Below are 26,881 nucleotides of genomic sequence, written 5' to 3'. Positions count from 1 at the left end.
ATGCAAGTGATTTGTGAGAAAAAATTCACACATTTAAGGTGTAAAATCGACAAATTTGTTAACATGAACAAAAAAGTTGCTCATTTCTGATATCTTTAGAAGGAAGAGAGTAGTATACTGTTTTTTCAGTATGAGCGAATTTAAGGAGAGGGGATCAAGATGAACAAGAAACCTAGGTCGCTAATTCGGATAATCATTCCGGTTGTCCTGACGTTGGTTACAATTGCATTGATTGTCTGGCCAATGCTGGCAGGCGGGCAGTACGTTGTTCTGGATCCGAAAGGGCCTGTTGGCGCTTCGCAGAGAGATTTGATTGTCATTTCGACAATTCTGTGTGCAGTCGTTATTGTGCCTGTATTGATTTTGTCTGCTGTAATTGTATGGCGTTACCGCGACAAACCGGACAATAAATCTGCTTATGAGCCTAACTGGTCTCATAGCACTAAAGCGGAGGCTATCTGGTGGACCGTTCCGATTATTATTATTGGGTTGCTGGCGGTTGTAACAATCCGCTACACCTATGATCTGGAACCTTCGAAGCCATTGGCTTCCGAGAAAGCACCGGTGACCATTCAAGTATCTTCACTGGACTGGAAATGGTTGTTTATGTATCCGGAGCAAGGTATTGCAACGGTCAACACGTTGAATATCCCGGCAGACCGGCCCGTAAAATTTGAGCTCACCGCGGATTCACCGATGAACTCGTTCTGGATTCCGCAGCTTGGTGGACAGATTTATACAATGTCGGGTATGGCGATGACCTTGTACTTGCAAGCTGATCATGAAGGTCAATATTGGGGTTCAGGTGCCAACTTTACCGGGGAACACTTCGCCCAAATGCGTTTTGACGTCAATGCTACATCGGAGGAAGACTTCGACAAATGGGTAACTGAAGTGAAACAACAATCCCAACCGCTGACGCAAGAAACGTATAAAACACTGGCGGAACCGGGAACAAGCAATGTAGCTTATTATTCTTCCTTCCCTGAAGGACTGTTCCAAGACATCGTGACCAAGTATGTTATTGACGGTCAAAGCGCTCACAGCAAGCACGGTGAAGCTTCAGGTGCCAAAGAGATTACTACGCAAGACGTGGACAAGAGTGCTAACTAAAGATTCGAAAGGAGGCCCCCAATGTTAGAGAGACTTAAGGAGTTTGCATCGGAGTTTTTCGTTACCGGTGATCCGCTGATTTATGGTGCGGACGTGGCGATCGGAATTACGATGATTACCATCGTAGCGGTGTTGACTTATTTCAAAAAATGGGGCTGGCTCTGGCGTAACTGGTTAACTACCGTCGATCACAAAAAGATCGGTATTATGTATATTATTGCTTCCATTATCATGCTTTTCCGTGGTGGTGTGGATGCACTGATGATGCGTCTTCAGCTAGCTATGCCTAACATGGATTTCTTACATCCTGAGCATTATAATCAGGTCTTTACGACTCATGGTACGATCATGATCTTGTTCATGGCGATGCCGTTTATGTTCGGTTTATTTAATGTTATTGTACCGCTTCAAATAGGGGCAAGGGACGTTGCGTTCCCATTCCTTAATGCACTAAGCTTCTGGTTATTCTTCCTGGGAGCAATGCTGTTCAACCTGTCCTTCGTTATCGGTGGTTCACCGGACGCAGGTTGGCTCAGTTATCCGCCTTTATCGGAGCTATCGCATAGCCCGGGGGTGGGACAAAACTTCTATATATGGGGTATTCAGATTTCGGGTATCGGTTCCCTGGCTACCGGTATCAACTTCCTGGTTACCATCATTAAAATGCGTGCGCCAGGCATGAAATGGATGAAAATGCCGATGTTTACATGGTCGGTATTCTCCACTTGTATTATCATTCTGTTTGCATTCCCAATCTTGACAGTGACACTTGCATTGCTCTTCCTCGACAGGTTTGCGGGGGCGCATTTCTTCACACTTGATCTGGGCGGTAATCCGATGATGTATATCAACTTGATCTGGATGTGGGGTCACCCTGAGGTATATATCGTTGTCTTGCCGGCATTCGGTGTGTTCTCCGAGATTGTAAGTACATTCTCGAAGAAAAAATTGTTTGGTTACAAATCAATGGTATTTGCGATGCTGATCATTAGCTTCCTGTCCTTCTTTACATGGGCGCATCACTTCTTCACGATGGGTTCGGGAGCAGACGTTAATGCATTCTTCGCCGTAACCACGATGTTGATAGCCATACCAACAGGGGTTAAGATCTTCAACTGGCTGTTTACCATGTTCCGGGGAAGGATACGCATGGATACCCCGATGCTATGGACACTTGCATTTATTCCATGCTTTATCGTCGGAGGTATGACGGGGGTTATGTTATCCGTTGCACCTGCTGACTTCCAGTTCCACAACAGTTACTTCCTGATTGCCCACTTCCACCAAGTATTGATCGGTGGTGTAGTATTCGGATACTTTGCAGGTCTGTACTACTGGTGGCCTAAAATGTTTGGATTCCAACTGCCAGAAAAACTGGGTAAATGGGCTTTCTGGACTTGGAATATCGGTTTCTATGTCTGCTTCATGCCGCAGTACGCTGTCGGTTTGATGGGTATGACACGTCGTCTGAGCACCTATGGCTGGGATACCGGCTGGTGGGAACTGAACTTTGTATCCACAATCGGGGCTTTCCTGATGGGTGTCGGATTCTTGTTCCAGGTAGCACAAATCGCAGACGGCATTCGGAAATACAAAACACTCAAAGCATCTGGCGACCCTTGGGGTGGTCGTACGCTCGAGTGGTCGATTCCTTCACCTGCTCCTGAATATAACTTCGCCATTACACCGCGCGGAGATGATATTGATGAGTGGTGGGAAGAGAAAGAACGTCGTGCCAAAGGCATCTATCCACCTGAACAGCCGCTTGAGCCGATTCATATGCCTAAAAATTCCGCGATTCCGTTCATCATGTCTATATGCTGGTTCGTTGCCGGTTTCGGCTTTGTATTCGGATGGCTGTGGATGGCGATTCTTGGACTCGCTGGCGTAGGGATTTGCATGATCGCTCGTTCATTCTCATACGATACGGATTATTATATTCCGGTTGACGAAATTAAGCGTACCGAAGCGTCGTTAAGGGGGTCGGTATAAATGGCTCAAGCAGCCGCGAAGCACGGTCATGACCATGCACATGATCATGACCATGGTCACCATGACCCGCAAGAATTGAAAATACTCGGATTCTGGTTCTTCCTGATTTCCGACGTTATCCTGTTCTCCGTGTTGTTCGCAACCTTTATTGTGTTGCGTGACAATTCGGCGGGCGGACCTGTATTGTCTGAACTGATCAAAATGCCTGGCGTTATTGCCGAGACATTTATCTTGCTCACAAGTTCATTCACAAGTGGACTTGCGGTTCTTGCCATGAATCAGGGCAAGGTGAAGCAATTGATCAGCTGGCTGGCAGTTACAGCTGTTCTGGGTGCGAGCTTTATCGCCCTGGAAGTAACGGAATTTATTGAGTTGATTCATGAAGGGTTCAGTTATACAACGAGTGCAGCTTCTGGTGCATTCTTCACCCTTGTGGGAACTCACGGACTTCACGTATCGCTCGGTCTGATCTGGATGATCGGATTGATGCTTCAACTGAAAAAACGTGGAATTACCGATGTTACTCGCGGTAAAATCAACGTAATCAGCTTGTACTGGCACTTCTTGGACGTCGTCTGGATTTTCCTCCTGTCGATCGTCTATCTGATGGGGGTGATGTAGATGGCAGAGCATAACTCACATGAATCCCATGGCCACGAACAGCATGGTTCACTCAAGTCCTATGTCATCGGCTTCATTCTGTCCGTTGTCCTGACCATTGTTCCTTTGGTAGTGGTTCTGAATGACATGATGGGCAGAACAGCAACACTGAGTGTCGTTCTGGTAACAGCAGCACTTCAGTTTGTGGTTCAACTCTTCTTCTTCATGCATATCCGTGAATCGGAGAAGCCGCGTTGGAATGTAATGGCTTTGATCTTTGGTCTGTTGATCATGATGACCATCGTTATTGGTTCCATCTGGATCATGTTGAACAATACAGTTGCACATTAAGTTTTATAGGTTCAGGGATCTCCCGACTTTATTTAAAAGTCGGGAGATCTTTTTTTTATCCTTTTTCCATCCTGAATGCGGGCAGAATAAGGGAAGGGACGCATGAGATACAAAAAGTCGAAAATATTGTCGAAAAAAGTTCTTGATTTTTTTTCTTGAATCCGTATACTCAGAAATATAAGTAATCCGAAACGTTTTGGAGGAAAGCAATTGGCTACAATCAAAGACATATCACAAATGACGGGATTTTCGATTACGACCGTATCCAGAGCTCTGAATGGGTACTCGGACGTCAGCGATAGTACGCGCAAACTGATTAAAGAAGCCGCCGAAACCCTGAACTATAGTCCAAATGGTCTAGCGAGAGGCCTGGTCATGAAGGAAACCAAAACGCTGGGGTTGCTCGTATCAGGCATGACGTACAAAAACATCGATAACAACTTTGTTTTCGAAGTGCTTTGCGGTATTAATGATAGCGCTGCCAATTCGGATTATGATCTGATTTTGTTCAGCACAAATACAGCGAAGCAAAAGATGAAAACGTACACACAGCTGTGCAGGGAACGAAAGGTGGATGGTGTCATTCTTCAGGGTGTGAAGACGGATGATCCGTATTTGCAGGAAGTATTGGATAGTGACATTCCTTGTGTATTGATTGATATACCCATTCACAGTGAGTATGTTGGTTTTGTATCAACGAATCACAAACAAAGTGCACAGACTGCTGTAGAGCACCTTATTGGTTTGGGTCATCGGCAGATTGCCATGGTGAACGGGTACCCCGAGGCTTTTGTATCCAAGGAGCGTTATGAAGGATATTCCGATGCAATGCGAAATGCAGGGTTGAGCTTGAAGCCTGAATGGATCGTAAACGGGAATTTCACGGAAGAGGAAGCACAGCAACAAGCTTCTGAATTGTTGAAGACATATCCGGAAATTACCGCAGTTTTTTGCGCAAGCGACATGATGGCTTTGGGTGTAATGAAGGCTGCGAATGAAATAGGCATCTCTATACCGGATGAATTATCTGTAGTAGGATTTGACGACATTCCAACAGCCGCTTATTTTCAACCACCACTCACCACCATCGGCCAGAACATGTATCAGTTGGGACATGAAGCTGCAAACCTGTTGATGGGCATGCTGAGATCGGAAGACAGCCCCAAATTTAATATTTTGCAAAATGAATTGGTTTTGAGATCCTCAACAGCCAAACCAGGTCGCTGAGTTTAGCTGAGAAACGGTTCGCGAGGGTTGCAAAATGAACGAGATGAAGAGAGCACCGAAATGTTTTATTAAATCCGAAACGTTTCGGTATTATTTTCACTCAAATCCAAAACGTTTCGGATACAACATAAGATAGACATAGGGGGAATACAAATTGCTGAAATACGATGCAGGACAAGGAGAATGGAGTAACTGGCTGGTAACTGAAACCGGGTTTGATCCGGCTCATCAAGGGAAAGGCGAAGCTGTGCTCTCACTTGGAAACGGCTACATGGGACTTCGCTCCGCAACGGACGAGAATTATGTTGGACAAGTGCGGAACTGGTTCGTAGCAGGAACCTTCAATAAGTTTGATGAGCATGAAGTAACAGAACTCCCTAATGCAGCGGATGTAACGGAACTTTCAATCACCATGAATGGGGAAACCTTCAGCTTGGAAAAAGGAAGAACGATCAGCTACAGTCGTCAACTGAATCTCAAGAACGGTGAGCTGACCCGTAACGTGGTATGGCAGAGCCCAACTGGAGAAAGCTTTGAACTTCAATTCCGTCGCTTTGTTTCCTTGAGCAACCGTCATTTGGTTGGTTCATCCGTAAGTATCAAGCCACTGGATGGTCAGGCACGTGTTCACATTGCGTCTGGTATTAACGGACAATGGACGAACTCGGGTGCACAGCATTTCACGGAAGGCGAAAAACGGATATTTGAAAAGACTTATATTCAAATGACGTCAACGACGACACAATCGGCGGTTGATTTTGTAACCAATACGGTGCATCACTGGCAGCTGAATGGTGAAAAAGTTGAGCCGGAATTGCGTCAAACGATGGGACGCCGCAAGGTTGGCATCGAAGGCACAGTGACCGTGGAAGCCGGACAATCGGTAACACTGGAAAAAATCTCGAATGTTCATACCAGCCGCGATCTGGTGTACAGCAACGGTGGATATTCACTGGATCAAATGCGTGAATCTTCACTGACAGAACTGAAGCAAGAGTCGCAAAAAGGGTATGATCAGCTGTTTCGTGAAAGCGCTAACTCCTGGGCGGATACCTGGTCCACGTACAACATTGAAGTGGACAGCACAAGCGGATATGACCAGCTTGCTATCCGTTTCGCCATCTATCATCTCGTCATTATGACACCTGCTCATGATAATCGCATGGGAATCGGGGCGAAAGGATTAAGTGGTGAAGGGTACAAGGGACATTCCTTTTGGGATACGGAAATCTTCATCCTGCCTTTCTTCATCTACAGCAATCCCAAGATCGCAAGATCCTTGCTGGAATATCGATATCAGGGGTTGGATGGAGCTAGAAGCAAGGCCAAGGAGAACGGATTCGAAGGAGCCATGTATCCATGGGAAGCAGCCTGGATCGAAGATGGCGAAGTTACACCGGTATGGGGAGATGTAGATATCGTAACCGGAGAACAGACGAAGATCTGGTCCGGCTTCATTGAACAGCATATTACCTCTGACATCGCTTATGCCGTTTGGCATTACGTCCAGTCTACAGGCGATGAGGCGTTCATGGAGCAATATGGCTACGAGATCATTTTTGATACAGCAACGTTCTGGGCCAGCCGTCTGGAGTGGGATGAGGCCAAGGGCCGCTATCACATCAATGAGGTTGTTGGACCGGATGAATATAAGGAACATGTGGACAACAATGCATTCACCAATCATATGGCTCACTTCAATATGGAACTGGCCATTCAATATTATGAAAAGCTTGAGCAGGAAAAACCTGAATTACTCAAGGCATTGTCTGCGAAGCTTGACCTGACATCAGCTAGGAAAACATGGAACAAGCTGGATCAAATGTATCTGCCAGGGCCAAATGAACAAGGACTTATTCCACAAGATGATACCTACTTGCAGAAGAAAGTCATTGATCTTACCCCTTATAAAAATCAGACGAAAGTCGCCAGCATCTTCAATGATTACAACCTGGATCAGGTTGGTGAAATGCAAATTTCGAAGCAGGCTGACATCATGATGCTGTTCTTCCTGCTTGAGAATAAATTTGAACCCGCTATCAAACGTGCGAACTATGACTACTATGAGGAAAAAACATTGCATGATTCCTCATTGTCGCTGTCAACGCACAGTATCCTTGCCAGTGACTTCGGTAATCGTCCGCTCGCTTATGATCTGTTCCGCCGGGCGTCCGAGATTGATCTGGGACCGCATATGCACTCTTCGGATGCAGGCATCCACTCAGCTTCTCTGGGCGGAATATGGGAATGTGTCGTGATGGGATTTGCCGGAGTTCGCATGTTGGATGGCCAGCTTCATCTCGATCCGAAGCTGCCAGAGTCCTGGAGCAGTCTGAAATTCCCGCTTTACTGGCAAAACCAGCTGTTGCATATCACAATCACGTCCGAGGGTATTCTAATCGAGAGTGATGCAGAGGAAGAAATTTCTCTCCTTCTGTCCGGTCAGCAAGTTACTTTCAGCAAACGGTTTCAAACCTTGGTTTAATATAAATCCATGTGGAGGTCATTCAAATGAAAAAAGGGTCCGCAAGTTTGGTCATGATGCTGATTTTGGTATTAGTGTTATCCGCGTGTTCTTCAGGTGGAAGCAACAGCGCGGAAGGCGGAAAAGGAGAAAAAGTAAAACTCACCTTCTCCGTATGGGGAGATGTCAACTCCGGTGCGGATGAAGTGAAGCTTGCGGAAGAGTTCAATGCTGCACACCCGGATATCGAAGTGAAGTTTGAGCCTATTCCAAGTGAAGGTTATGGAACAAAACTCACTACATCTCTGGCAGCAGGTCAGGCACCAGACGTATTCCTGGTTGGTGAAGGCGACTACTACAAATACGTTGATAAAGGTGTAATTGAGCCACTCGACGATTATTTGAGCAAAGACACTGCGTTTAATCTGGATATTTTTCAAAAGGATCTCATTGAAAATATGAAAATCGAAGGCAAACAATACTACTTGCCTAAAGATTTCAACCCACTTGCTCTGTGGTACAACAAACGTATGTTTGATGAAGCGGGAATCCCTTATCCAACAGATGAATGGACTTGGGATGACATGATTGCAACTGCACAGAAACTGACTAAAAAAGATGGAAAAAAATATACTCAATTCGGATTCAACGCAGGCAAATGGGAATATCCGATTTATACGTACCTGTGGGATAACGGTACAGACATCGCGAATGAGGATGGAACAGCTGCGGAAGGCTACATGAACAGTGAAAAAACGATAGCGGCAATGGATAAATATGTATCCTGGTCTCAAGGAGATAGCCGTGTATCCCCGACGCCACTGGATTCCGAGACACTTGGCGGAGATTCATCGATGTTCATGACAGACAAGCTCGCCATGATGATTACAGGTCGTTGGATCAAAGGTGATCTCGACAAATCCGATGTTCAATATGGTTCTGCACTGATTCCACAAAATACGGACGGTACTCGTTCAAGCATTATCGCAAGTGCAGGTTGGGCGATCAACGCAGCCGGTAAAAATAAAGAAGCGGCTTATGAACTGGTAAAATGGCTCTCGGGTACAGATGCACAGAAGCTTCGTTCTGCGAACGGTAAAGTACTGCCAGCGACTGTGAAAGAACTGGACGAAGTCAAAGCCAAAGAAGTAGCAGACAAACCGGTCATCGAAATGATGGATTATGCTAAAAAACCGGTCACCATGCGTTCTACAAACGGACCTGTGTTTGTTGAAGAATTCACCAAGGCGCTGGAAAAAGTGCTGCTTGGCAAACAGGATGTCAAAGGCGCTCTGGATGAAGCTGCGAAGAACGTTGACAGCAAAATCAAGTAAAAACCATGCGGGTGAGTCGGCGGCCATGCTGATTCACCCTCTTCATCAAGGAGGCTGCTATGCGTAATTCTAAATCCGAGCGTGCCGGGTATTGGTTCATATTGCCCTGGCTTATAGGCTTGTTGCTCTTTACCATTGGTCCAATGTTATTCTCCCTGCTGCTGGCATTTAGTAAATGGGATATTATCACCGGCGTACAATCGATCGAATGGGTCGGTCTGGATAACTTCAAAACGATGTTTCATGATGAGCTTTTCTATCAATCGTTGAAAGTTACCTTTATCTTCGCTCTGGTATCCGTACCACTATATCAAGTGGCATCACTGCTTATCGCCTTGCTGCTGAATATGCGGAACAGAGGCATGAAATTTTTCCGATTGATCTATTTCATGCCATCCGTCATTCCAGCTGTAGCGGCATCAATGATGTGGATTATGATTTTCAATCCGGAATACGGCATTCTGAACCGGGCGCTTGCCTTTTTCGGCGTACAGGGGCCAGCTTGGCTTCAAGATCCGAGCTATGCGCTGGGCGCACTGATTGTCATGGGTTTGTGGGGCGTCGGCAATACGATCATCATTTATTTGTCCGGCTTGCAGGGCGTTCCTGAAGAGCTGTATGAAGCTGCCAATCTGGATGGCGCGGGACCGTTTCAACGGTTTTTCAACATTACATTACCTATGATTTCCCCAACGGTGTTCTTCAACGTAATTATGGGTATCATCGGTGGATTCCAGTATTTCACACAAGCATTTGTTATGACCAACGGGGGACCGCTTAACTCGACCTTGTTCTATAACTTGTATCTGTACAATAAAGCTTTTACCGATTTTGAAATGGGTTATGCTTCGGCATTGTCCTGGGTATTGTTCATCATCATTCTGGCGTTTACGTTGCTGGTCATCCGCAGCTCTTCGATGTGGGTCTATTACCAGGGCGATAACGAAAAGGATTGAGAGGAGGACAAATGATGAATCAAGCAACGACACGGAAACCGGTCTACTCGAAACTATTCTCTATGCTCATGCTTATCGCTGGTGCAGCCGTCGTGCTGATCCCACTGTTATGGACGTTTGCAACGTCTCTTAAAACACCTGCCGAGGTGTTCAAAGATGATTTTTTCCCGGCTGTATGGATGTGGTCTAACTATAAAAATGCCGTCTTGGCCATCCCGTTTTTTACATTTTTGAAAAATACGCTGATTATTCTGATTCCGGTATTAGTCGGTACCGTATTCTCGTCTGCCCTATGTGCGTATGGTTTCGCCCGGTTTAACTTCCGCGGCAAACGCACGCTGTTCCTGGTGCTATTGGCGACGATGATGCTGCCTTCGCAGGTAACGATGATCCCGATGTTCATCATGTTCAAGGAAATCGGCTGGGTTGATACATTTTTACCACTCATTATCCCTGCATTCTTCGGGGGCGGAGCGTTTAACATCTTCCTGATTCGCCAGTTCATGCGCGGTATTCCGCGTGATCTCGATGAGTCTGCTTTTGTAGACGGAGCCAATAAAATGCAGATTTTCACTAAAATCATGCTGCCGCTTTCCATGCCGCCACTGATTGCCGTATCGATCTTTACCTTTATGGGCGTATGGAATGACTTCCAGGGACCACTCATTTATCTGAACTCCAGTGAGAAGTATACGCTGGCTCTCGGATTGTCCATGTTCAAAGGGTTGTATAACGTGGAATGGAACATGCTAATGGCTGCAACGATGCTGATTATGCTTCCGCCACTCCTTGTATTCTTTGTTGCACAAAAATACTTTATTGAAGGCATTTCCATCTCTTCTGCAATCAAGGGCTAATCGTCCGTATGAATAGAAGGGATGAGCGGTGAGCCAAACCGCAGAGGAGGACTATCATGGCCACATTAACAAGCAGACATCCTTTTAATTTGTATTATAACGCAGGTGAATATGTAAAGATTTGCGGTACCCAGGACGGATACTTTCCCGACTTTGGGCATCATATGGCTAACGAAATGGGCGGTGTATGGCTGCATCCGATCAAGCTGCTGGACGGCTTCTGGCTGAAGGTAACCGATCTGGATCGCAACATTGCGGTATGGGCAAGGGCAGACGGATTCACAAGTGAATCCTGGGGCGGAAGCCGGTTCGATTATGATCACGGATTGAGCCACATTCCGGTATCCATTGAACGCAACCAGTTTGCCCCCGATTATGAAAAAGGCATGGTCGCAGAATATGAGATCAGCGCTTACGGCAAAGGAACAACCCGGCTCAAGCTGGAGCTGCTGTCACGTACCGATCTCCGTCCAGTGTGGTATTCCGATGAGATCGGAATTATCCCAGGAGCGGGTGAAACGGCAGAAGCTATTTCTTCGCGCAAAGTCATCGTCAAAGATGATGCCCAAGACTGGTATGCCATGATTGGAAGTGATCTGCCTGGAACGGTAATGACGGTTGGTCCTGAGATTTACGGACCAGAACTGACGGCAGGCAAGGGCACAGGCATTTCTTTTGTAACCGAATGCACGCTGGAGGAGAAGGATGTGTTCCGCTTCCGGTTATTTGTTGCCGGTTCGGAGTCGTCCCGTGAAGCCTGTGAGCAGACTTATGCAGTCATCGAACGTGACTACGTCAGCTTGAAAGAGCAGAAGCAGCAACTCTACGACAAGTTGGATCAGCGCGCAGTGCTGACCATTGAAGGCGAGGATGAGCTGAACGAGCAATTTGCCTGGGTGAAGCGCAATAATCAGTGGCTGGTGCAACAAGTAGACGGCATTGGTCGTGGATTGACGGCAGGTGGACCCACGTATCCGTGGTGGTTCGGCTGTGACAGTACGTATGCGCTTCAGGGTGTGCTTGCTACGGGAGACCATCAACTGGTGCGGGATACGCTGAATTTGTTGCTGGAGAAATCCAAGGAAGCAAACGGTAATGGACGTTTTGTGCATGAAGTGACCACGATAGGAGCCGTGTCTAATCGCGGCAACACGCAGGAGACAGCACACTATATCGCCTTTGTATGGGAAATGTTCCTGTGGACCGGAGATGATGCACTTCTGCGCGAGCATTATGACTATTGTGTTCAGGGAATCGACTGGCTGCTGGGTGAGATGGACCCGGACGGAGACCTGTTCCCTTCTGGTTACGGCATCATCGAGATTGCCGGATTGAATATGGAACTGATTGATAGTGCCGTATATACAGCCAAGGCTCTTCAGGCGCTGGAGCACATGAGTCTCTATTTGGGTGAAACGAAGCGGCATCAGACATATCAAAAACTGGCTGAAAGAGCGGTACGCGCAGTGAATGATGTGTATTGGTCTGAAAAAGACAGCCTCTATGCGGATGCCGTTGCACCTGTTTCTGATATTGTGCCCAAGGTGGATTACATGGTTTCTCTCGCTGAAAAGCAAGGGATCACAGACTACCGGGAGTACGTGGAAGGATTGCTTGCCGATGCAGGTGAGGATCAGAAAGATCGCGGTTGGCTGCTGAACAAAAACTGGGTCATTGTCACCCCGATGGAAGCAGGAATTGCCGATCAGGACAAAGCACAGCGTGCTCTGGAAGCGATGCGAAACCGTGACTTCATTGGTGAATACGGTACTTATCTTGCGGCCATGTATCAACAAGGCACGATGACAATCTCTACCGGAGCACATGCGGTTGCAGAAGCGGCGTACGGACATCCGGATCACGCACTGGATTTACTGCGTCGGATGGGGAAAAGCTTCTCACGTGTAGTGCCAGGTTCTTTCTCGGAGATGTCCCCGGACTACGGCTGTGTAGTGCAGGCGTGGACCATCTATGCACTGGCTGTACCAGTCGTACGACATTTCTTCGGCGTTCAACCGGAAGCACAGCATCGCCGTGTAACCTTATCACCTAATATGCCGCAGGCATGGGAAAACAAAACATGCAGTCTGGAGCATCTGATGGTAGGCGATGCGGAGTTCGATATTCATTTTGAATCCCGTGAGGGCAAACGTTATGCGAGCATTTCCAACGCATCGGGCTGGACGGTTGTTCTGGACTGGAAGGGCGAGAAACGGGAAAGCAACGAGAAACGAATTGAATGGCAACTAGAGCAATAACATGGGGAGGAACGGGGAAATGAAAGGGAGCGGAGCTCTTCAAGCCGTTATTTTTGATTTGGATGGTGTCATTACTGACACGGCGGAGTACCATTATGTAGCGTGGAAGAAGCTGGGGGAATCGCTGGATATTCCGTTTGATCGGGAGTTCAACGAGCAGTTAAAGGGCATTAGCCGCGGGGAGTCTCTGGCGCGCATTTTACGTCTGGGTGGCAAGGAAGAGGCATTTTCGGCTGAGGAAAAGGAAGAATTCGCACAGCGTAAAAACGAACATTACGTCTCGTTGCTGGACTCGTTGACACCGGAGCATACTTATCCTGGAATTCGGGAATTGCTGCTTGAGCTGCAAGCATCCGGCATTCCTGCGGTGATCGCCTCGGCCAGCAAAAATGCTCCTCAAATTCTGAAGGCGCTGGAGTTGGACTCGCTGTTCCGCTATGTGGTACATCCGGATTCCGTACCAAACGGTAAGCCAGCACCTGATCTGTTCCTGCGTGGAGCAGAAGAAGTGGGTGCTCACATTAAGGCCTGCATCGGCATCGAGGATGCGCAGGCGGGTATTGAGGCCATCAAATCCGCAGGCATGATCGCCGTGGGTATTGGTGAAGAAGCTGTACTTAAAGGTTCCGGAGCGGACGTGGTGCTGAAAGATACGAAACAGCTTACACTGTCATTCCTGGAGCGTACGTTGCAGGAGCATAGCCATTAAGCGGAAAAGGGGAGATGCAGCATGAACCGGGCATGGTGGAAAGAAGCCGTGGTATATCAGGTCTACTGGCGGAGCTTCCTGGATGCGAATGGAGACGGCATCGGGGATTTGGAGGGCTTGATGCTCAAGCTGGACTATATCAAAAGTCTGGGTATTGATGTCATCTGGCTTAATCCCATCTATGAATCGCCGGATAAAGATAACGGATATGACATAGCGGATTATTACCGTATCATGGCGAAAGCCGGAACGATGGAGCAGTTCAAGCAATTGCTGGACAAGGTCCATGAACTGGGCATGAAGCTCATTATGGATCTGGTGGTCAATCATACATCAGAGCAGCATGCATGGTTTGAAGAATCACGTTCATCTGTCGATAATCCGAAACGCGACTGGTATATATGGAAGCCGGGGAAACCGGATGGCCCACCGAACAACTGGCGCTCCTATTTTGAACCGTCGACCTGGACATATGACGAGCGGACGGGAGAGTATTATTTCCACTCCTTTGCCAAGGAGCAGCCTGATCTGAATTGGGAAAATCCCGAGCTGCGTCAGGAAATTTACCGGATGATGCGTTTCTGGCTGGATCAGGGCATTGATGGCTTCCGCATGGATGTTATTAATCTGCTCGCCAAGCTGGAAGGTTTCCCGGATGCGGAGCACCCGGAGAACATTGATTATCTGGGCAATAATCCGGGTATTCATGAATATTTGCAGGAAATGAACCGGGAGGTTCTCCAGCATTATGACATCATGACTGTAGGAGAAATTCCGTTTGTCACACCAGTAGATGGCCTTCTGTATGTGGGGGATAACCGGAAAGAGCTGCATACGTTATTTCATTTCCAGGTGGCGGATGACATGCCTACATGGGATCTGACACGGTACAAGGAAATTCAGGAGAGCTGGTATGAAGCGTTCCGACATGAAGGTTGGAACTCCCAGTTCCTGAACAATCACGATCACACCCGGCAGGTTTCGAGGTACGGCAATGATGGACAATACCGTGTGCAATCCGCCAAACAACTGGCGACCATGATTCATACCCTTCCGGGAACACCGTATGTATTCCAGGGAGAGGAGATCGGCATGACGGGTGTCCGGTTCTCTTCCATTGATGAATATCACGATATTGCAATGAAGAACAAATATAAAGAAGAAATCGGTAAAGGCCGTGCGCCAGATGAAGTGCTCCACAGTCTTCAGCCGCTGAGCCGGGATAATTCCCGCACGCCAATGCAGTGGGACAGCAGCAAGCACGCCGGGTTTACCGAAGGGCAGCCGTGGATGAAGGTGAATCCCAACTATGAAGAGATTAATGTGGAGCGGGATTTGGCTGCGCAGGACTCCATATTTGCATATTACCAGCAGCTGATTGCCCTGCGTAAAACACACGCGGTTATGGTCTATGGAGATTATAGTGACCAATCGGCAGGGGAAGAGCATGTATATGCATATAGCCGCAGTCTGGATGGAGAGACATGGCTTGTCATTCTCAATCACTCGGACCGGGAGCAGTCCTATCGTCTGCCTGCTTCATTCGCTGATCGAGCGACGAATGCCCGCTTGATCATTGGCAATCTGGATCGGTCAACCTCCGATGAGGTTAGAGAAGGCCATCTTCGTTTGCGTCCTTATGAGGCGCTCATTTACTCCTTGTAATACATCGCAAGATCACCAGAGCCTGGCGGGGATTTTCCCGTCGGGTTCTTTTTTTATAAAAAAAGGTACACAAAAGATACATAATGAACTAAAATGAACTTATATGAACATTATCTGACTAACGAAAGGAATGGATTAATGATGCAAAACCGTTATGCTGCACACCCAAATGAAGTGAAAAACTATGATACCTCCCGTCTGCGCGAGGAATTTCTGATGGAGCAATTGTTTGCCACAGATGAGTTGGTAACCGTTTACTCTCATGTAGATCGTTATATTGTAGGAACGGCTGTACCTCAAAGCAAGGATATCGCACTTGAAGTAAATCTGAAGGATATCGGAACGAACTTTTTCCTAGAGCGTCGTGAAATCGGTATCATTAATGTTGGAGGCCATGGAACCGTGACAGCTGACGGTCAAGGCTACGAGATTGGTGCGAAAGAATGCCTGTACATCGGCAGAGGTGTAAAAGAAGTCGTGTTCAAGAGCAGCGGCAAGGATCAGCCGGCTCAGTTTTATTTTGTATCCACACCGGCTCACCACACATATCCAACAGTAAAAGCAACGCAAGAACAAGCTCAGCCGAACCACCTCGGCAGCATCGAAAGCTCGAATGAACGGACGATCTATCGCTATATCCATCAGGGAGAAGGCGGGATTCAGAGCTGTCAGCTGGTGATGGGCATTACGGAACTCGACAAGGGCAACATGTGGAATACGATGCCTGCACATACCCACAACCGCCGTTCCGAAGTATACTTGTATTTCAACCTGCCGGAAGATGGCGTCGTATTCCATATGATGGGCGAGCCAAATGAAACACGGCATCTGGTTGTACGTGACCGTCAGGCCATCATCTCTCCTAGCTGGTCTGTCCACAGTGGTGTCGGTACGAGCAGCTATACCTTCTGCTGGGCAATGGCTGGGGAAAACCAGACGTTCGAGGATATGGACGGCGTGGCGATGAAAGACCTGAAATAGGCGCGTAAATTCCAAAGAAACAGGAAGTTGATCTGTGATGAATCCATTGAAAAGACATGAAAAAATTATGGAGGCTCTGCTGGAGCGGCAGGAAGTCACCGTTAGTGATCTGAGTGAACTGCTGCAGGTGACGGGCAAGACCGTACGGGAGGATCTCGATAAGCTGGAAGGCATGGGATTGCTCGTACGTGTCCATGGGGGTGCGATGCTGGCTCAGAACGACCAGTACGGCATCCTCACGAGTCGTGGGGCTACGGAAAAGCATCATTCGGAGAAAACGGAGATTGCCGAGCGAGCCCTTGCGTATATCCGACCAGGAGATATTGTTGCGCTGGATGGCGGGAGCACTACGTTGGAGATGGCGAAGAGATTGGACAATCAGCCCATTACGGTGGTTACCAATGATCTGTTCATTATTGCTGAGCTGACCAAAAAGGAGCAGGTGCGACTGGTTGTGCCCGGTGGGGCAAGAGTCCGCAATATGCTGGTGGGAGACGATACGGCGGCCTTCATTTCCGGTCTCAACATTCATAAAGCGTTTATCTCAACGACGGCACTTCATCCGGAATTTGGACTTTCCATATATACAGGAGATCTGGTGCCGCTAAAAAAAGCAATGATCTCTGCTTCTCAGCAGGTCTATGGCGTCGTGGATCATTATAAATTCGGACAATTTGCCCTTCGGACCTTTGCACACTGTTCGGAGCTGGACTGTATCATCAGCGATAGTCGCTTGGATGAGGAGACAGCAGCCCTATACAGACAAAATGGCATCGAAGTGGATTATCAGAGCTGACCTTCAGTTCCACGGTGGATACGTGACTGCCGAGACTGAAGACACGGTTTGCAACCCAATAACCATGCGGAGGAATCATTCATGAATCCATTTGATTTAAGCGGACAAGTTGCAATTGTCACTGGTACGTCAGGAGGACTAGGGCAAGGAATGGCGTTTGGCCTTGCTGAAGCCGGCGCGGATGTTGTGCTGGTTTCCTACTCCAATCCATCGAAAACAGCGCGTGCCATTGAGGCTCTCGGACGTAAAGCGTATGTGATTGAAGCTGATTTGAGCCGTGAGGACGAATTGACCGGGGTGTTTGAAAAGGCATTAGCCTTTCAAGGGAGAATTGATATTCTGGTCAACAATGCAGGAATTATTCGTCGCACACCTGCAGCCGATCACGGTCAGCAAGACTGGCATGATGTCATAGGTCTAAACCTGAATACGGTATTTTTCCTGAGCCAGTTGGCTGGCAGACATATGATTGAGCGAGGAAGTGGCAAGATCATTAACATTGCATCCATGCTGTCCTATCAGGGCGGAATTAACGTACCGGGATACACGGCCAGTAAACATGGGGTAGCCGGTTTAACGAAAGCACTCGCGAATGAATGGGCAGGCAAAGGTGTTCAAATCAACGGGATTGCACCAGGTTATATGGAAACAGACAATACAACTCAGATTCGTGCCGATGAAAATCGGTACCGTGACATCACGGCACGGATTCCGGCTGGACGCTGGGGAACACCTGAGGATCTGAAAGGTCCGGTTGTTTTCCTGGCATCGGCGGCTTCGGATTATTTGAATGGTCACGTACTGAATGTGGATGGCGGCTGGATGGCTCGTTAACCCTGTCAGCGATCAGATTGCAAAGGAGACAGTGACATGAAACTTGGTATTCTTGCGCATACGTTTGGCAAACAACCTACAGCACAGCTTGCACAGACCATCGCGGATAATGGATTCAATTCGGTACAGCTGGCACTGGCCAAAGCTTTGTCGGATGTGGATTCGGCCAATGGCAAGCTGAGCCCTGGGCTGGCGAATGAGATCGGAGATCAATTTGCACAGCGCGGAGTCAAGATTGCAATACTAGGTTGCTACATTAACCCGATTGATCCTGATCCTGTGGCTCGTCGTGCAGACATTGAACGATTCAAGGAGCATCTGCGTTATGCCCGGGATTTCGGTTGCAGCATGGTTGCAACGGAGACAGGGGGCCTGGATACGTATCGCGACACTCATCCGGATGCATATGAAGAAAAGGCATGGACGGTGCTGCGGGAGACGGTAGAGGAACTGGCGGAAGAGGCGGAAAAGTGGGGCGTTCATGCGGCGATTGAGCCAGTATCTACCCATACGCTTCATACATGTGAACATATGATCCGTCTGTTTGAAGAAATTCCTTCATCCAATCTGGGCATGCTGTTCGATCCTTGTAATCTGATCAAACAACCTCATGTGGCTGACCAGTCTGCATTCCTGCGTGAAGTGATGGAAACGCTATATCAGCGTATCATTGTCATTCATGCCAAAGATGTGGCTTTCAATGCGCAGGGTGAAAAGTTCAATCCGGTGCCGGGTGAGGGCATTCTGGATTATCCGTTATTTTTTGAACTATTGAAGACCTATAAACCACACATCGATATTTCACTAGAAGGGGTAACCGCGGAAGAAGCTGTCCCGGCGGCCAAGCATTTACGTGAAATATGGAGTGGCGTTCGGGTATAAACGGTATAAAATCACGCAGAAGTTCAGCAGGTGATGGTTGAAAAAAATCCGGAAAACCTTTGCGGGAGCAAAGGTTTTTTTGGTGTAGCAGTCTTACTGATACATATTTAATATTTCTCATCGGAAAAATCGGAAATATTTCTTTTCAAAAGCGACATCTTGTGAGAGAATATGGAAAACATACGCCACCATGTCATGACATCTAGGGATTTGCCAAACGTATAAGTTAAGGGAGGAAACAGATTTATGTCAAACGAACGTGAGCTTTCATTTGAAACATTGGCAATTCATGCCGGCCAGGAGATTGATCCGACCACCCATGCACGTGCAGTACCGTTGTACCAAACAACATCCTACGGATTCCGTGATACGGAGCATGCAGCCAATCTGTTTGGATTGAAAGAGTTTGGCAATATCTATACACGTCTGATGAATCCGACCACGGATGTGTTCGAACAACGTATTGCTGCACTTGAAGGAGGCGCGGGTGCACTGGCTACCGCTTCCGGTCAGGCAGCGATTACGTTCTCCCTCTTAAACATCGCAGGTGCGGGAGATGAGATTGTTTCCGCAGCGAGTCTGTATGGAGGAACGTACAATCTGTTCTCAACCACACTACCGAAACTTGGCTTAGATGTAAAGTTTGTAGATTCCAGTGATCCTGAAAATTTCCGGGCGGCGATTACGGACAAAACCAAAGCATTGTACGCTGAAACGATTGGTAATCCGCAAGGCAACGTACTGGACATTGAAGCTGTGGCAGCTATCGCCCATGAACATGGCATTCCTTTGATTGTAGACAATACATTCCCAAGTCCGTATCTGCTTCGTCCAATCGAGCATGGAGCTGATATTGTCGTTCATTCGGCTACCAAATTTATTGGCGGTCACGGTACTTCCATTGGTGGAGTTATTGTGGACAGCGGCAAATTCGACTGGAAAGCGAGTGGCAAGTTCCCGGGACTGACAGAACCGGATTCCAGCTATCATGGTGTCGTATATACAGAAGCGGTTGGACCGATTGCTTATATTATCAAAGCTCGTGTACAATTGCTGCGTGACTTTGGTGCTACGATCTCACCTTTCAATTCATGGTTGCTCATTCAAGGGCTGGAGACACTGCATCTGCGTGTAGAACGTCATAGCAGCAACGCACTGGCTGTGGCGCAATATCTGGAGAAACATGAGGATGTGGAATGGGTAAGCTACGCAGGTTTGCCGAGTCACCCTTCCTATGAACTGGCACAGAAGTATTTGCCGAAAGGCCAGGGAGCCATTCTGACCTTTGGTATCAAAGGCGGAGTGGATGCAGGACGCAAACTAATTGAAAATGTGAAGCTGTTCTCTCACCTTGCCAACGTAGGTGACTCCAAGTCACTGATCATTCATCCGGCAAGTACGACGCATCAACAGCTGACAGAAGATGAGCAGACTGCAGCCGGAGTTAATCCTGAGCTGATTCGTCTATCTGTGGGTACAGAGAATATTCAGGATATCCTCTACGATCTGGAGCAAGCCATTAAGGCTAGCCAGCAATCAAGCGTTAGTGTTTAATTCATAACGTGAATAAATTAAATTCATACGAGCCGCTTGTCCTTATGGACGAGCGGCTTTTTTAATTTTACACCGGCTAAGGTGAAAAACCCATTTACAAATGCAAAGCACAGGCATATAATGAATCAAAAGTTGTATTGGGTAAAAATAATTGCATAAGTACAAAAATGATTATCATTCTCATTCAAAATGATTTGAAAATCATTCGACAACCATTCAATAACCATGCTGCTGCGGGATTCCCGCAGCAGCATGTGTCATTTTTAGGGTATTAACAATGGCTCTCATTCTCAATACGACTTCAATACACGGGACATGGATGCAGCAAAATGCACTCCACAACCCGACATTCAGAAAGGATTGTGATTCATATGCAAGCGATACACCAACCCATTCAAACCCATGCAAAAGCTGAACAGCGTTCAGCCAATACACCTGGCCCAGGCCGAGGGCGCAAACCAGACTTTCGGGCTATGCTGCACAACAAGGAAATGCAAGCTGCTCTGGGCAGTGGACTTTTGATGCTTATTGCCTGGGCGACGGCATCATGGTCTAACCCGTTATCCGTACTACTATATATTGTTGCTTATGCCATAGGTGGATGGACTAAAGCCAAAGAAGGCATAGAGACACTGGTCAAGGATCGTGATCTTGATGTGAATCTGCTCATGATTGCAGCATCGTTGGGAGCGGCAGCCATTGGCTACTGGAATGAAGGAGCCATGCTGATCTTTATTTTTGCGTTAAGTGGTGCACTGGAAAGCTATGCAACGGAGCGCAGTCACAAGGATATTTCATCACTGCTGGCGCTCAAACCGGAAACGGCGCTGCGTATTGAGGACGGTAAAATGAATCGTGTATCCATCGATGATTTGCAGCCGGGGGATCTGTTGCTGGTGAAGCCGGGCGAACTGGTTCCGGCGGATGGTGTTGTGTACCGAGGCAGCTCTTTTATCAATCAGGCCTCGATTACAGGGGAATCCTTACCCGTAGACAAAATTGCTGGTGACGAAGTATTTGCAGGTACTGTGAACGGTGAAGGTGCATTATATGTGGAGGTGACCAAATCCGCTGAAGGATCGTTGTTTGGCAAAATCATTAAACTGGTGGAAGAAGCGCAGACGGAAGTGCCGGACTCCCAACGCTTTATTGAGCGATTCGAGGGAATATACGCCCGTATTGTTGTCGCCGTAACGGTACTGGTTATTGCGGGAACACCTCTATTGCTTGGTTGGACGTGGAATGAGGCGTTTTACAAAGCAATGGTCTTTCTGGTTGTAGCTTCACCTTGTGCCCTGGTTTCTTCCATTATGCCGGTCATGTTATCAGCGATGTCCAGCAGTGCACGTCGCGGTATTCTTTTCAAAGGTGGCGCTCATGTGGAGAACATGGCCCAGACCCGGGTGGTTGCTTTTGATAAAACAGGAACATTGACGATGGGTACACCACAGGTGACCGATATTATAACGGCAGACGGATATGACCGTACACAGTTGTTGGGAGCGGTAGCTGCCATTGAGAACCTTTCGATGCACCCACTGGCTCGGGCTATTGTGGAGCAGGCAAGCAAGGAGGACATCAACCTCCCGATTGCTGAACAGGTTCAAGCTCTGACGGGCTGGGGGATTGAAGGGAAAGTAGACGGCGTTCTCTGGAAAATTGGGAAAACGGATGAGTTGGATACGCATCATATCACTGAGGTAAATAACGCAAATGATACAGAGAAGCAATTTATTGCTTCTAATATGGACGATCTTGCTGTGTGGTATGGCATACGTGCCCAACTTGAGGGAGAAGGCAAAACCGTGTCTGCCATAACAGCGAACGGGCAAATGGCCGGATTGATCGCGATGAGGGACACCGTGCGCCCACAAGCGGTTGCAGCGGTGAAAATGCTGGAAGCGATGGGTGTGAAAGTGGCTATGCTGACAGGTGATCGTCCCGAATCGGCAGCAGTGATCGCCCGTGAGACTGGTGTAAGCCTGGTATACGCAGGTTTGTTACCCGAAGATAAAGTGAAGCAGGTGCATCTGCTTCGCGAACAGTACGGGCAAGTGTTGATGGTTGGGGATGGTGTGAATGATGCGCCTGCACTTGCAGCGGCAACGGTTGGCATGGGCATGGGTGTATCAGGCAGTGGCACTGCACTGGAAGTAGCGGATGTTGTACTGATGAATGATAATATTGAAGAAATCGCCTGGGTAATCAGGCAGGCACGTCGGGCGCAGCGGACGGTGAAGCAGAATATGTTTTTTGCCATCACGGTAATTCTGGCTCTAATCGCGGGTAACTTCTTACAAGATGTTGCATTACCATTGGGTGTGGTAGGCCATGAAGGCAGCACGATCCTGGTTATTCTGAATGGACTAAGACTCCTGCGATAACGATATCCAATTGAAAAAAACGGCGTTTGAACCTTGGGTCATCGGGTAATGAATCGAAGAGACGATTCCAGAGGAACGTTCTACATGGAATATGACTAAGGGAACGTTGTTATTGAAACATTACCATGCAGTGCGGCAATCTGCCGCTGCAACGACATGACAATAAAGGGAGCTGTGAAATATGGGACGTTACGTACAAGTGGAACCGAATGTGAGTATATTTGTTGAAGATATTGGTCAAGGAACACCGGTTGTCTTTTTGCACGGCTGGCCAGTTAATTATAAAATGTTCGAATATCAATTGAATGTACTGCCCAATCATGGCATTCGTGCCATTGCAATAGATTTCAGAGGTTATGGCAAGTCGGACGCACCATCCACAGGCTATGACTACGACCGGATGGCGGACGATGTTCGTGCTGTGATTGATGATCTAGAGTTGAGTGACGTGGTACTTGCAGGTTTCTCCATGGGTGGAGCGATTGCCGTGCATTATATGGCCCGCCATGCGGGACATGGTGTATCCAAGCTGGCGCTATTGTCAGCGGCGGCACCAGTGTTCACGCAGCGTGAGGGTTATCCGTATGGCCTGACTGCAGCGCAGCTTACCGAGCAGATTATTGAGCCGATCTTCGCTGATCGTCCGAAGTTGCTGGAGACGTTTGGCGGCATGTTTTTCGCGAAGCAGCACAGCCAGCCGTTTATGGATTGGTTTCATGCACTCGGTATGGAGGCCTCGTCTTACAGTACGATTAATAGTGCGATTGCCCTGCGGGATGAGGATTTGCGAGGTGACCTGAGTTCGATTCAGGTACCTACAGCCATTTTGCACGGGAAGAAGGATGAGATATGCCCGTTTGAGTTCGCCGAGGAGATGCACAAAGGCATTGCCGGTTCTCAATTGATTGCTTTTGAAGAGAGTGGTCACGGGGCATTCTATGATGAATTGGAAAAATTCAATGCCGAATTGATTCGATTTATCAAATCCGGATTGTGATCGTCCAACGACCTTTACAGATCGTTCAAACTATTTCATTGAATCTTCATTTGTGAACAAAAAAAGAACCTGGAAGTTCAGCGAGCCGCTGTGCTTTCAGGTTTTTTGCCGTCCATTCTTGTGTTCATGTGAGGACTTTCCTATGTTCTTTCTATTAAAAGAGTTCAGTCAGGCCAATCATCGTGATCAGTCCAAGCAAAAAGGAAACCGTTGCCGCCCGTGCATTGCCGTCGCCGTGGCTTTCGGGAATCAATTCCTTGTACACGATGAACATCATCGCACCCGCTGCAAAGGCAAGACCGTAAGGGACCAGACCGGAGACCAGACTACTGAGTGTGTAACCAATCATGGCTGTAACAATTTCAACTGCACCCGTCAGCGTGGCGATACCGAGCGCCTTGAAGCGACCGATGTTCTGATTGACGAGGAAGAGGGCGACCAGGAATCCTTCCGGCGCATTCTGCAATCCAATGGAAAAGGCAATCAGATTGCCAAGTCCTGCGTCACTGCTCGCGTAGCTGACACCTACCGATAGCCCTTCGGGCAGGTTATGCATGGTGATGGCTGCAATGATCATGAAGGCTTTGGCTTCAATTTTGAAAGGCATCTTCTCGGGATTTTCCAGATCCACATGGGGAATCTTCATCTCTAGCACAAGCAGAACCATACTGCCCAGCATGATACCAAGGGCAAGTACAAACAGATTGGATTGCCCGAGTGCTTCCGGTATGAGATTGTACACCGAGGCAGAGGTCATGATGCCTGCTGCGTAGGCAAGCAAAATATCACGCAGACGGTGGGTTACTTTGCGCATAAATAGAATAGGTATGGCCCCAAGGCCGGTAGACATGGCTGAGATAAAGCTGCCAATGAGTGCATCGTTCATGCTTCCATTTTCCCTCCTGATGAAGACTTCTTCATAATCGCTGCCGAGCATTGACACCGTACATAAAAGAGATCATAATGAACAACAGATTAGAATGATTATAAATTAGAATTCCGTTTCTGCATAGGTTAATTGTCATAACGGGCAGGTCATGTGGACATGATGTAGGCTTTCGTTCTAGTGTATGCAAAAGCCTTTGCTTTTGATGCCGGAGAGCCTGACCTTTTTGCAGAACCCGGGGGAGGAACTATACATGTATAAATCAATTATTATTGGAACAGGCCCTGCAGGGCTGACAGCAGCAATCTATTTGGCACGTGCCAACTTGAGCCCACTCGTTATTGAAGGACCGCAACCTGGTGGTCAATTGACAACAACAACAGAAGTAGAGAACTTCCCAGGTTTCCCTGACGGCATTATGGGTCCTGAACTGATGGACAATATGCGCAAACAAGCAGAACGCTTCGGTGCAGAATTCCGTACAGGCTGGGTAAACAACATCGATATGAGCGAGCGTCCATTCAAAATTCAGGTTGAAGGTATGGGTGAACTCGTATCCGAAACTTTGATCCTGTCTACAGGCGCATCTGCTAAATACCTCGGTATTCCTGGAGAAGAAACGAATGTAGGCCGTGGTGTCAGCACTTGTGCGACATGTGACGGATTTTTCTTCCGCAACAAAGAAATCATCGTTATTGGCGGTGGCGACTCCGCGCTGGAGGAAGCGAGCTTCCTGTCCCGTTTCGGTTCCAAAGTAACCTTGGTACACCGTCGTGAAGAACTGCGTGGTTCCAAAATCATGCAGGATCGTGCACGCAGCAATGAGAAAGTGGAAATGGCATTGAACCGTACCCCTCTTGAAGTGCTGGCTGGCGACAACGGCGTAACTGGATTGAAAGTACTGAACAACGAAACAGGTACAGAAGAAATCATTCCTGCTAGCGGTGTATTCGTTGCAATTGGTCACACACCAAACACTGGATTCCTGGGCGGACAGATCACAACCGACGAACACGGTTATATTCTGACTACACCGGGCACATCCGAAACCAATATCCCAGGCGTATTCGCTTGTGGTGATGTACAGGATACCCGTTACAAACAAGCGATCACAGCTGCAGGTAGTGGATGTATGGCTGCGATGGATACAGAGAAATATATTGAGAGCTTGGAGCACAGCGCAGTAGTTCTGTAAGGGAAGAGCTGTTTTAATCAATAGATTAGTCTATAAAATAACAATATGAGGTGAATAAACATGGAAAACGTAATTGTATACACATCAACCAACTGCCCAAACTGCAAATCGGTAAAAAGCTTCTTGGCTGACAAAGGCATCTCTTATGAAGAGCGCAACATTGAGACAAGCGACGAGTTCGCACAACAAGTATGGGATATGGGCGTACGTGCCGTACCTCTGACTGTTATTGGTGAACACCGTATTCTGGGTATGAACAAAACTCAATTCGCCAAAGCGCTGGACGCTTAATTTACCCTGTATAGGGTAAGTTCAAGTCGCATGCAGCTATTCCGGTTCGCGCGAGCCGTTTGAATATATATTGGAGAAGCCTTAGTCCGAATCAGGACTGAGGCTTCTTTTATTTGCAATATGAAAAATCCCCTTTCACAGCTACAACAGAGCACATGTTTCATGAACTCTTTTGTGGATGTAAAAAGGGATTTGACGTTAAAATCAAACATATTTTATCTAAAAAAATATACTCATAAAGGTCTGAAATACTACATACACCAGTACGCCTGACAGCATGTACATGAAACCAGCCTTCTTTTTGCTCTGAAACAATCGAAGTATGCCAAGGCTGAACAGCGGCGCAAGCACGATCAGGAACAGGAGTACGGTGACAAACATTTGCGCCGAGATATCTGAAGTATCCACGTAGGTCACGAATTTTCACTCCGTTTCGTCATCGGAATTAACACGGCGACATTCATGCCGCCATGACAAAAATCACATAACCCTATTATACCTCTGGATTTCTTTAACAAAAAGGGAGGAAATGGGGCAAAATGATGTCAATTTTCA

23 protein-coding genes are annotated in these 26,881 nt (G+C 47.6%); 21 read left to right on the top strand and 2 right to left on the bottom strand.

Features of this window, described 5'->3' with window-relative positions; genetic code table 11:
- Positions 1-159 precede the first annotated feature (159 nt).
- The 19 genes from cyoA to CRO25_RS27045 all read left to right on the top strand — a co-directional run bounded on the left by cyoA (position 160) and on the right by CRO25_RS27045 (position 23,954).
- A complete protein-coding gene (cyoA, locus tag CRO25_RS27135) occupies positions 160-1,113 on the top strand; it encodes a ubiquinol oxidase subunit II (protein WP_063566558.1) in 954 nt (317 codons plus the stop codon).
- 21 nt (positions 1,114-1,134) lie between these two features.
- Positions 1,135-3,105, top strand: coding sequence for a cbb3-type cytochrome c oxidase subunit I (locus CRO25_RS27130; RefSeq protein WP_063566559.1), 1,971 nt, complete (start codon positions 1,135-1,137; stop codon positions 3,103-3,105).
- On the top strand, positions 3,106-3,726 hold the full coding sequence (gene cyoC, locus CRO25_RS27125; RefSeq protein ID WP_063566560.1) for a cytochrome o ubiquinol oxidase subunit III: 621 nt from the start codon (positions 3,106-3,108) through the stop codon (positions 3,724-3,726).
- The gene (gene cyoD, locus CRO25_RS27120; RefSeq protein ID WP_063566561.1) at positions 3,727-4,056 is read left to right on the top strand and encodes a cytochrome o ubiquinol oxidase subunit IV; all 330 of its coding nucleotides are present in this window, start codon (positions 3,727-3,729) and stop codon (positions 4,054-4,056) included. It abuts the gene before it with no gap.
- Positions 4,057-4,266: 210 nt separating this feature from the next.
- The gene (locus tag CRO25_RS27115; protein ID WP_063566562.1) at positions 4,267-5,283 is read left to right on the top strand and encodes a LacI family DNA-binding transcriptional regulator; all 1,017 of its coding nucleotides are present in this window, start codon (positions 4,267-4,269) and stop codon (positions 5,281-5,283) included.
- A 154-nt stretch (positions 5,284-5,437) separates the two neighbouring features.
- Positions 5,438-7,768 carry a glycoside hydrolase family 65 protein gene (locus CRO25_RS27110; protein ID WP_079697112.1) on the top strand — a complete coding sequence of 777 codons (2,331 nt, stop codon included), beginning with the start codon at positions 5,438-5,440 and terminating at the stop codon, positions 7,766-7,768.
- Positions 7,769-7,794: 26 nt separating this feature from the next.
- Entirely contained in the window at positions 7,795-9,081 is a 1,287-nt protein-coding gene (locus tag CRO25_RS27105) for a sugar ABC transporter substrate-binding protein (RefSeq protein WP_064640611.1), read from the top strand.
- A gap of 59 nt (positions 9,082-9,140) precedes the next feature.
- A complete protein-coding gene (locus tag CRO25_RS27100; RefSeq protein WP_053780124.1) occupies positions 9,141-10,037 on the top strand; it encodes a carbohydrate ABC transporter permease in 897 nt (298 codons plus the stop codon).
- Between the two features lie 14 nt (positions 10,038-10,051).
- Complete coding sequence (locus CRO25_RS27095) at positions 10,052-10,894, top strand: carbohydrate ABC transporter permease (protein ID WP_063566566.1); 843 nt, start codon at positions 10,052-10,054, stop codon at positions 10,892-10,894.
- A gap of 56 nt (positions 10,895-10,950) precedes the next feature.
- Complete coding sequence (locus tag CRO25_RS27090; protein ID WP_079697111.1) at positions 10,951-13,152, top strand: glycogen debranching protein; 2,202 nt, start codon at positions 10,951-10,953, stop codon at positions 13,150-13,152.
- A 19-nt stretch (positions 13,153-13,171) separates the two neighbouring features.
- Entirely contained in the window at positions 13,172-13,861 is a 690-nt protein-coding gene (pgmB, locus tag CRO25_RS27085; protein ID WP_079697110.1) for a beta-phosphoglucomutase, read from the top strand.
- A 21-nt stretch (positions 13,862-13,882) separates the two neighbouring features.
- Positions 13,883-15,526, top strand: a complete 1,644-nt coding sequence (locus CRO25_RS27080) for an alpha-glucosidase (RefSeq protein WP_079697109.1) — start codon at positions 13,883-13,885, stop codon at positions 15,524-15,526.
- Between the two features lie 141 nt (positions 15,527-15,667).
- A complete protein-coding gene (gene kduI / locus CRO25_RS27075; protein ID WP_063566631.1) occupies positions 15,668-16,507 on the top strand; it encodes a 5-dehydro-4-deoxy-D-glucuronate isomerase in 840 nt (279 codons plus the stop codon).
- A 37-nt stretch (positions 16,508-16,544) separates the two neighbouring features.
- The gene (locus CRO25_RS27070; RefSeq protein ID WP_063566570.1) at positions 16,545-17,303 is read left to right on the top strand and encodes a DeoR/GlpR family DNA-binding transcription regulator; all 759 of its coding nucleotides are present in this window, start codon (positions 16,545-16,547) and stop codon (positions 17,301-17,303) included.
- A gap of 81 nt (positions 17,304-17,384) precedes the next feature.
- The gene (gene kduD, locus CRO25_RS27065) at positions 17,385-18,137 is read left to right on the top strand and encodes a 2-dehydro-3-deoxy-D-gluconate 5-dehydrogenase KduD (RefSeq protein ID WP_079697108.1); all 753 of its coding nucleotides are present in this window, start codon (positions 17,385-17,387) and stop codon (positions 18,135-18,137) included.
- Between the two features lie 36 nt (positions 18,138-18,173).
- Complete coding sequence (locus tag CRO25_RS27060; protein ID WP_079697107.1) at positions 18,174-19,019, top strand: sugar phosphate isomerase/epimerase; 846 nt, start codon at positions 18,174-18,176, stop codon at positions 19,017-19,019.
- Between the two features lie 246 nt (positions 19,020-19,265).
- On the top strand, positions 19,266-20,573 hold the full coding sequence (locus tag CRO25_RS27055; protein ID WP_063566572.1) for a homocysteine synthase: 1,308 nt from the start codon (positions 19,266-19,268) through the stop codon (positions 20,571-20,573).
- Between the two features lie 371 nt (positions 20,574-20,944).
- Positions 20,945-22,957 (top strand): heavy metal translocating P-type ATPase, encoded by a 2,013-nt coding sequence (locus tag CRO25_RS27050; protein ID WP_079697154.1) that lies wholly within the window; start codon positions 20,945-20,947, stop codon positions 22,955-22,957.
- Positions 22,958-23,138: 181 nt separating this feature from the next.
- Positions 23,139-23,954 (top strand): alpha/beta fold hydrolase, encoded by an 816-nt coding sequence (locus CRO25_RS27045; protein ID WP_072735559.1) that lies wholly within the window; start codon positions 23,139-23,141, stop codon positions 23,952-23,954.
- Positions 23,955-24,108: 154 nt separating this feature from the next.
- Here CRO25_RS27045 and CRO25_RS27040 read toward each other — a convergent pair whose 3' ends face one another.
- Positions 24,109-24,840, bottom strand: coding sequence for a ZIP family metal transporter (locus tag CRO25_RS27040; protein WP_053779008.1), 732 nt, complete (start codon positions 24,838-24,840; stop codon positions 24,109-24,111).
- Positions 24,841-25,093: 253 nt separating this feature from the next.
- On the opposite strand from CRO25_RS27040, the gene trxB reads away from it, so the two are divergent.
- A complete protein-coding gene (gene trxB / locus CRO25_RS27035; RefSeq protein WP_063566574.1) occupies positions 25,094-26,035 on the top strand; it encodes a thioredoxin-disulfide reductase in 942 nt (313 codons plus the stop codon).
- A 60-nt stretch (positions 26,036-26,095) separates the two neighbouring features.
- Positions 26,096-26,326, top strand: coding sequence for a glutaredoxin family protein (locus tag CRO25_RS27030; protein WP_024631391.1), 231 nt, complete (start codon positions 26,096-26,098; stop codon positions 26,324-26,326).
- 219 nt (positions 26,327-26,545) lie between these two features.
- Here the strand turns inward: CRO25_RS27030 and CRO25_RS27025 are convergent, their stop codons facing one another.
- Entirely contained in the window at positions 26,546-26,743 is a 198-nt protein-coding gene (locus tag CRO25_RS27025; protein WP_053779005.1) for a hypothetical protein, read from the bottom strand.
- Positions 26,744-26,881 lie beyond the last annotated feature (138 nt).

The sequence above is a fragment of the Paenibacillus sp. RU5M genome, assembly GCF_900221055.1.
Lineage (GTDB): Bacteria > Bacillota > Bacilli > Paenibacillales > Paenibacillaceae > Paenibacillus > Paenibacillus marchantiae.
This window is presented reverse-complemented; position numbering and strand designations above follow the sequence as displayed.

Coding starts and splice junctions, on each gene's coding strand:
- CRO25_RS27070 (WP_063566570.1), top strand. CDS start 16,545: ATGAATCCATTGAAAAGACATGAAAAAATTATGGAGGCTCTGCTGGAG.
- CRO25_RS27030 (WP_024631391.1), top strand. CDS start 26,096: ATGGAAAACGTAATTGTATACACATCAACCAACTGCCCAAACTGCAAA.
- CRO25_RS27130 (WP_063566559.1), top strand. CDS start 1,135: ATGTTAGAGAGACTTAAGGAGTTTGCATCGGAGTTTTTCGTTACCGGT.
- CRO25_RS27105 (WP_064640611.1), top strand. CDS start 7,795: ATGAAAAAAGGGTCCGCAAGTTTGGTCATGATGCTGATTTTGGTATTA.
- CRO25_RS27080 (WP_079697109.1), top strand. CDS start 13,883: ATGAACCGGGCATGGTGGAAAGAAGCCGTGGTATATCAGGTCTACTGG.
- trxB (WP_063566574.1), top strand. CDS start 25,094: ATGTATAAATCAATTATTATTGGAACAGGCCCTGCAGGGCTGACAGCA.
- cyoD (WP_063566561.1), top strand. CDS start 3,727: ATGGCAGAGCATAACTCACATGAATCCCATGGCCACGAACAGCATGGT.
- cyoA (WP_063566558.1), top strand. CDS start 160: ATGAACAAGAAACCTAGGTCGCTAATTCGGATAATCATTCCGGTTGTC.
- CRO25_RS27090 (WP_079697111.1), top strand. CDS start 10,951: ATGGCCACATTAACAAGCAGACATCCTTTTAATTTGTATTATAACGCA.
- cyoC (WP_063566560.1), top strand. CDS start 3,106: ATGGCTCAAGCAGCCGCGAAGCACGGTCATGACCATGCACATGATCAT.
- CRO25_RS27060 (WP_079697107.1), top strand. CDS start 18,174: ATGAAACTTGGTATTCTTGCGCATACGTTTGGCAAACAACCTACAGCA.
- CRO25_RS27040 (WP_053779008.1), bottom strand. CDS start 24,840: ATGAACGATGCACTCATTGGCAGCTTTATCTCAGCCATGTCTACCGGC.
- pgmB (WP_079697110.1), top strand. CDS start 13,172: ATGAAAGGGAGCGGAGCTCTTCAAGCCGTTATTTTTGATTTGGATGGT.
- CRO25_RS27100 (WP_053780124.1), top strand. CDS start 9,141: ATGCGTAATTCTAAATCCGAGCGTGCCGGGTATTGGTTCATATTGCCC.
- CRO25_RS27095 (WP_063566566.1), top strand. CDS start 10,052: ATGAATCAAGCAACGACACGGAAACCGGTCTACTCGAAACTATTCTCT.
- kduI (WP_063566631.1), top strand. CDS start 15,668: ATGCAAAACCGTTATGCTGCACACCCAAATGAAGTGAAAAACTATGAT.
- CRO25_RS27055 (WP_063566572.1), top strand. CDS start 19,266: ATGTCAAACGAACGTGAGCTTTCATTTGAAACATTGGCAATTCATGCC.
- kduD (WP_079697108.1), top strand. CDS start 17,385: ATGAATCCATTTGATTTAAGCGGACAAGTTGCAATTGTCACTGGTACG.
- CRO25_RS27045 (WP_072735559.1), top strand. CDS start 23,139: ATGGGACGTTACGTACAAGTGGAACCGAATGTGAGTATATTTGTTGAA.
- CRO25_RS27050 (WP_079697154.1), top strand. CDS start 20,945: ATGCAAGCGATACACCAACCCATTCAAACCCATGCAAAAGCTGAACAG.